This is a genomic window from Methanosarcina sp. A14, from assembly GCF_001729375.1.
Taxonomy (GTDB): Archaea; Halobacteriota; Methanosarcinia; order Methanosarcinales; family Methanosarcinaceae; genus Methanosarcina; species Methanosarcina barkeri.
The window spans coordinates 1-6155 of sequence record NZ_LZPK01000120.1 but is presented as its reverse complement, the minus strand read 5'-3'; the positions used below and the strand labels follow the sequence as shown (position 1 = coordinate 6155).

Sequence of the window (6155 nt, the reverse complement as noted above, 5' to 3'; positions counted from 1 at the left end):
TGAATGAAAGCTGATAGCAGTTTGAATGAAAGCTGATAGCAGTTATGTTGGCCGTGGCTTGATATCAGGCATGCTGTAAAAAAGTCGAAAAGTATCTCAACCAGCAGCAATACCAGCAGCAACATAATTTTCAAAGAGATAAAAAGAGGGCGGTTCAACATCTGCCCTCTTTTTTAGTTTACATAAGGCCGCTATTACCGCAGCTTAAATGTCTTTGGTGCAAGCCTGTATGCAAGAATCAAGGCGACGGCAATATACACAATGCAAAATACTGAAATAGATGTGCCGAAAATCATAGTCGGGACTTTCTTACCGATGGCAAAATAACAAACGAGATAAGTAAAGAAATTGACAACGGCAAAAGTGCCACTTTTTATTTCGAGATTGATATTGTAAGGCTGCAAAAGATAATATAGCACCATGTTGTGTACCGAAAAAAATACCGACATGGCGATGATGGAAACAAACAGCAGCACATAATTGAACGCGTTGTCCGTTCCACCTGTAAGCCATAACAAAAGCGGCAGCCCGAGTGCAATTACCGAAGCGGGCATCAAGTTTATCAATAGAATGGATTTCAACCTTTCCGTAAAGAGAAGCAAAATTGCACGCGGTTGCCTGTAAAACCGATAGGCAAGCATACTGTGGTCACAGTTCATGAACATGGCCTGGGTAATAACCTTTCCGCGATTAATAAAATACATTATGAACAGAAAATAAGGCAAAAAGGTCAGCATCATCCCGTTTATTTTCGGTTTTGCCTCCGGGATAAGAAAACATGCCAGAATGGAAAACGCAAGCACTGCAAGGGAAATCAAGGTGATATTTTTGGCCGATTTGGTCAGCAGACTGCTGTGCCGCTTGACAAAAAGGTCGTTGAAATACTGATAGCCGCTTTTGCTGCTTGTTGCCTTAAGGTCTATATTCTTTTGCAAAGATTTTTGAGTAGCACGTGTAGCTATATCTTTTCTGTTCATAGCAAAACTATCCGCTGTGAGAAGTTCCTTGCAAATCCCTCGGTATTCAGGGAATTTGAGCACATACAAGAAGGAAAACACAGCCATAACAGCAGAAATGACAAACAGCACGAGAAAAACAGCATCATTCATGGCATAGCCGAGAAACGGCGGGAAATATGCCGCAGCCAATGATACAACAATGCCAACCAGAACAACCGGATCAAGATTATTTTCATTTTTTGCATGGCCGGTTCGGACATAATCATGAAGCGCGAGGGCAGTAAAAATCAGTTTTACAGAAACCACAAAAAGCGGCATCAAAAGGCAGACAACGGTAGGCACCCCGGAAAGCTGTCCAAGAAGCATCGTGAAAGGCAAAAATCCGACAACGATTCTCAAAAGGAAATAGAAGTAATTTGAAAGCGTATACTCCCGCGCGTTCATTCGCATGAGAAAAATGGCATAATACTTGTCTCTGGTGGGATGAAATATATGCGTGCTGAGGAAACCGCCCGTAATGGTAAGAAAGAAAAACATATGCATGAAGCTGTTTGCGGGACTGCTTTTCATATGATCTTTTAGAAGAAAGATAATAATAAACAGATAGAGCAGTTTGCCCAAAAACATCGAGATGATTTCCCACAGGATGCTGACGAAATTAGCAAATATTTTCAGCCCCTGACTTCTATAAAGCGAGACCGGCAACAGCCTGTTGATGACAGGGATGGATTTGAGCGAATAGATGATGCCATTGGCTTTATATGTGTTTTTCAGCCTGAAGGACGTAATGAAAGTTTCAATCATTCTCATCCCTTCTGAGGGCCTGAATAATTTTATTCTTAAAGGCCTCGTTGCTGAGGTCATCCTTTTCCATTTTTTCCAGAACCCCACCGCTCAGGATCACAATCTCGTCACATAAATCCAGAGCAAGCTCCATAATATGAGTAGAAAAAATAATAATGTGGTCTTTTTTGATCTGGCGCAGCAGAGTCTTCATTTCGTCGGCGACCACAACGTCAAATGAGGTCAGAGGCTCATCTAAAAGCAGAATAGCTGGATTTGCGATGAAGCTTACAAGCATCTGCATCTTGTTTTTCATGCCATGGGAATAATCTTTCAAAAGCCTGTCGCGATCCTCTCTTCCAATCTTTACAAAATCGAAATATTCGTCAATAGGCTTAATGTCCGGAATTTTTGTCACGTTGATGTCAAGAAAGAACTTTAAAAACTCTCTGCCTGTTAAGAACTCCGGAACGACTGGCGTCGACAGGACATATCCGATATCGTCCGGACAAACTTCTCTCTTCACTCCATTTTCTTCAAGGAGAATTGAGCCGCTGTCAATCCTCAAATCCTCATTGATGCAGTTAAACAACGTGGTTTTGCCTGCACCGTTTCTCCCGAGGAGTCCGTAAATTTCCCCCTTTCCAAAGGCAAAACTCGCACCCCGCAAAACCTCTATTTTGTCAAAACTTTTTACGATATCGTTCAGGATCAGTTTCATTTTTAACATTCCTTCTCTGTTTGTTTCCATTTATTTTTTCGTTCCCGCCTGAATCAATCGATCATTTTTCAACGGGGTTCTTACCTTGACATTGTCAGACTAACTTATTTTTTCTATCATAATTTCTGTATTATCCCATCTCTCCCATGCTTTTAAAAGATTTTTATCCATATTTTCATTCTGCAAATCCTATCTCTTTCAATTTAGAACTCTTTTTCTTTCACAAACTTACAACCAGTTCCAGCAAACATATAGACTTATCAGTCCCAGGAGCAAGAATTAATTCAACTTCAATCAAAACCTCAAGTATTTATGATCTTTTTAACCTGCTTTTAATAGGAGAAGTATTCAACACTTCAGGTACAGTGGAAATCTTTCTCTTGATCTTTTTTGGATGAATTCCAATTATTGATTTTTCAAGATAAAACTGAGTATCAGAAACTACAATCACAACAAAACAGATATGTCTGCAGATTTAAACGTAATTTAGAAAAGGCTTATAAACGTAATTTAGAAAAGACTTAAGAAGATACGCCGAGGGGGAGATTTGAACTCCCGAGGGGCTAGGCCCCACAAGCTTTCCAGGCTTGCGCCCTACCACTAGACTACCTCGGCACATACATTACAAAACTTATACCTAACCTATGATCAAGCTTTCTTTTAGAAAGGTTGTGGTCAAGCTTCCCTTTGGAAAAGTTGACATAATGCTTATGGCACGACTTATACCATAACGGGAATAGTGCTATATAAACTTTATTCTAAAAGAAGGAAGTGCTAAAAGAGTTTTAGAGGTTAGGATTTAGCACCACACTCTTTTTACTCTTTTTTATTCCAACCTTTCGGATAGGTTCCCGCCTCCATCATAATCCGGACCGAGGTAGCTGCAAGCCCGGTCGAAGCTTTGAGGAGCTCTTCTGTACTCATTTCAGCCTTTGCAAGGGCAATGAGCTCACCTTTAAGGGTAAAAAGCGCTGTAAGCTCTCCCTTCTTAAGATTTACATCCAGGCTTGTTATGCCCGGAACTGCCAGAGCAGCCCCTGAACAGACTGCATCTACTGCACTGTCCCGCAGGATAATTTTGGGAAGGTGAGATACAGCCGTTTCCATTGGCATGATTACACGCCGGATTTCAGACTCATCTCCCTCTTCCTTCCAGAGTACATATGCATCTTTGAGATCCTGAAGAGTGACAAGTGTTTCCTCGGTAAACGGGCCTGCTTTTGTCCTCCTGAGTTCCTGCATATGTCCGCCGCAACCAAGAGCAAGCCCAATATCATGACAGAGTTTCCTGATGTAAGTCCCGGCTTCGCATCCCACGCGAAAGAGCACAAAACTCCCTTCAATTTCAAGCACTTCAAGGTAATAGATCGTCCTTATCCTGATAACGCGTTTGACAGCTGATTTGATAGGAGGCATCTGGTAGATAGGACCAGTAAATTCCTCACAAACTTTCCTGACCAGTTTTTGAGGCATTTCCTTATGAAGCTTCAAGAGGCAGACATATTCCTTTCCAGAAAGACGCAGAGCAGGGACTGCCTTTGTAGCCTTTCCAAGCAAAGCGGGCAAAAGTCCTGTAACCTTAGGATCAAGTGAGCCTGCATGCCCTGCCGTACTCACGCCCAGAATAGCTTTTACCCAGGCTGCAACCTCGTGGCTTGTCGGCCCCTTTGGTTTATCAATATTTACAACCCCTTTCTCAATATATTCAAGAATAGGACGCTTTTCCGGATAAGAACCGTAAGAGGGGTTTGTCCAGGCGCCGGATTTCCGGACCAGAGTTCTTTCAGCTTCGGACGGCAATTTGCCAGCAGGTGACATAGTTTTTCAAAAACTCCTGAATTGAATTTATAGACGTAAACATGACGGATATACAGTAGCTTGACGTAAACATGATGGATATACAGTATGATGTAAACGTGATGGATATACAGTATGATGTAAAAGTGATGGATATACAGTATGATGTAAACGTGATGGATATACAGTATGATGTAAATGTGATGGATATACAGTAGCTGGGAACATATGCATAATGAGAACGACCCTTAGTGAGAATAAACCTGAGATCTATAAATTTGAGAGTTATAGACCTGAGATTTACAAAAAGATTTACGGAAATTCCCTTAATATGTAAGAAGAAATTCCAGCATTATTAGTTCAGTATCAATTAAGAGAGAGTTCGATATTAATTAAGAGAGATCATATGCCGAATACTTATGATTGCTGTAATATCAGTATATCAGGTTCGGCAAATAAAACTCTACGCTTTATATAAAAATCCAGCTTTAACAGATTGAGGGAAATTACTCCGGCCCCATGAGAGAATCGATAGCTACCTTCAAAATGTCAAGAATCTGGTACTGGTTCCATTTTTCAGAATCAATAACGATGTCGTAAATCGAGAGGTCATCAATATCGATATTGTAATAGTTCATATAGCGGAGGGCCTCAGATTTTTCCCTCTCAACTGTTTTTTCGAGCTCTTCATCAAAAGAGACTGATTTTTCCCGATTCAGGATTCGTTTTACCCGTACAGATAACGGAGCCTTTATCCAGAGTTTAAGTACATTCGGAACTTCTTTGGCCATATGGCCTGCAAGCCTGCTTTCGAGGATCAGCTTTTCATGACTATGAACAACTTCCCTCTGATTTTTATCAATAGCCAGGTCAATTGAAGGGTCTTTTTCGGCCATAGCTCCAAATTCTGCAAGGCTCATTCCCTTCTCCCTGGCTATCCTCCTGAAAATTTCACCCGAGGAGATCAGTTCAAGTTCATAGTATTCTGCAAGAAGCTTTGAAACCGTTGTTGTCCCACTTCCGGGAAGCCCGCTAACTGTTATCCGCATCAGACCCCACCGATATCCAGTGCCTTTCTGATAAACTGGCTAACTCCTAGAGAACAAATAAAGTACCAGTATAACCAGTTCTGGAAGTACCAAAAAGCATGGGTTGTCAACAACTGTTTACCCCAGAAAGGAAAAACCATCGTGGCATTCCCGTGCCCGCTGATGTAATAATAAGCCCACATGAAGAGAGGAACGGAAATAATACTGATGTAAGCCATAGGCTTGAACTGCTGCTTGGACATCTTCATCTGGTCTTCCATCATTGCCTGGCGTTGTTCTTCCAGTTTTTTAAGCATATAAGTGTTCTGAGAAAGCTGTGCCTCCCGGAATTCCTTCTGGAAAACCTTCATACGTTCCTGGGTATTCCTCATGAGGTCCCAGTCAATTGTGTATTTTTGGATAAGGGATGAGTAAATAGCAGTAATAGACGCCATTACCAAAAGAATTAGAAAGAAATTCTCCTGCCCGACCAGAGCAAGTATGGGATTCATTAAAATCCCTACTACTTCCCCGACAGCCTCCCTGAAACCCTGCCCAAGAACCATAATCCCAATCATAAGGGAAAAACCGAGAGCCAGCAGGAACCGGTCTATTTGATTTTTTAATGTCTCCGAAACCAAGTTGTCCTCACCATTCAGATTCAATAGTTATTCTGAGATCTTCAAATGTAGAAGAATTCCGATAATAGAAGCTTGACAAGCTTAAAGTATTTAAAGTCGTGATAAATCAGCTCAATTACGGAGCCAATTTTAAACGATTACGCAGGTTTTTCTGGTTAATAAGTGTCGATGTATATATAAGTTATACTATTCTATGAAATTAAAGCAGAGAATCTCAAATTAGCTT

At 41.2% G+C, this 6155-nt stretch carries 5 protein-coding genes and 1 tRNA gene; all 6 read right to left on the bottom strand.

Features of this window, described 5'->3' with window-relative positions; all coding sequences use genetic code 11:
• Positions 1-194 precede the first annotated feature (194 nt).
• Positions 195-1763 carry a hypothetical protein gene (locus tag A9239_RS06625; RefSeq protein ID WP_048121148.1) on the bottom strand — a complete coding sequence of 523 codons (1569 nt, stop codon included), beginning with the start codon at positions 1761-1763 and terminating at the stop codon, positions 195-197.
• On the bottom strand, positions 1756-2493 hold the full coding sequence (locus A9239_RS06620) for an ABC transporter ATP-binding protein (protein WP_230628904.1): 738 nt from the start codon (positions 2491-2493) through the stop codon (positions 1756-1758). The genes A9239_RS06625 and A9239_RS06620 overlap by 8 nt, the downstream gene beginning before the upstream one ends.
• A 502-nt stretch (positions 2494-2995) precedes the next feature.
• Positions 2996-3078: transfer RNA gene (locus A9239_RS06610), tRNA-Ser, on the bottom strand.
• Between the two features lie 201 nt (positions 3079-3279).
• A complete protein-coding gene (locus A9239_RS06605) occupies positions 3280-4281 on the bottom strand; it encodes an RNA-guided pseudouridylation complex pseudouridine synthase subunit Cbf5 (RefSeq protein WP_048121152.1) in 1002 nt (333 codons plus the stop codon).
• A 485-nt stretch (positions 4282-4766) separates the two neighbouring features.
• Positions 4767-5309 (bottom strand): (d)CMP kinase, encoded by a 543-nt coding sequence (gene cmk, locus A9239_RS06600; RefSeq protein ID WP_048156036.1) that lies wholly within the window; start codon positions 5307-5309, stop codon positions 4767-4769.
• Positions 5309-5929 (bottom strand): DUF106 domain-containing protein, encoded by a 621-nt coding sequence (locus tag A9239_RS06595; RefSeq protein WP_048156039.1) that lies wholly within the window; start codon positions 5927-5929, stop codon positions 5309-5311. The genes cmk and A9239_RS06595 overlap by 1 nt, the downstream gene beginning before the upstream one ends.
• Positions 5930-6155 lie beyond the last annotated feature (226 nt).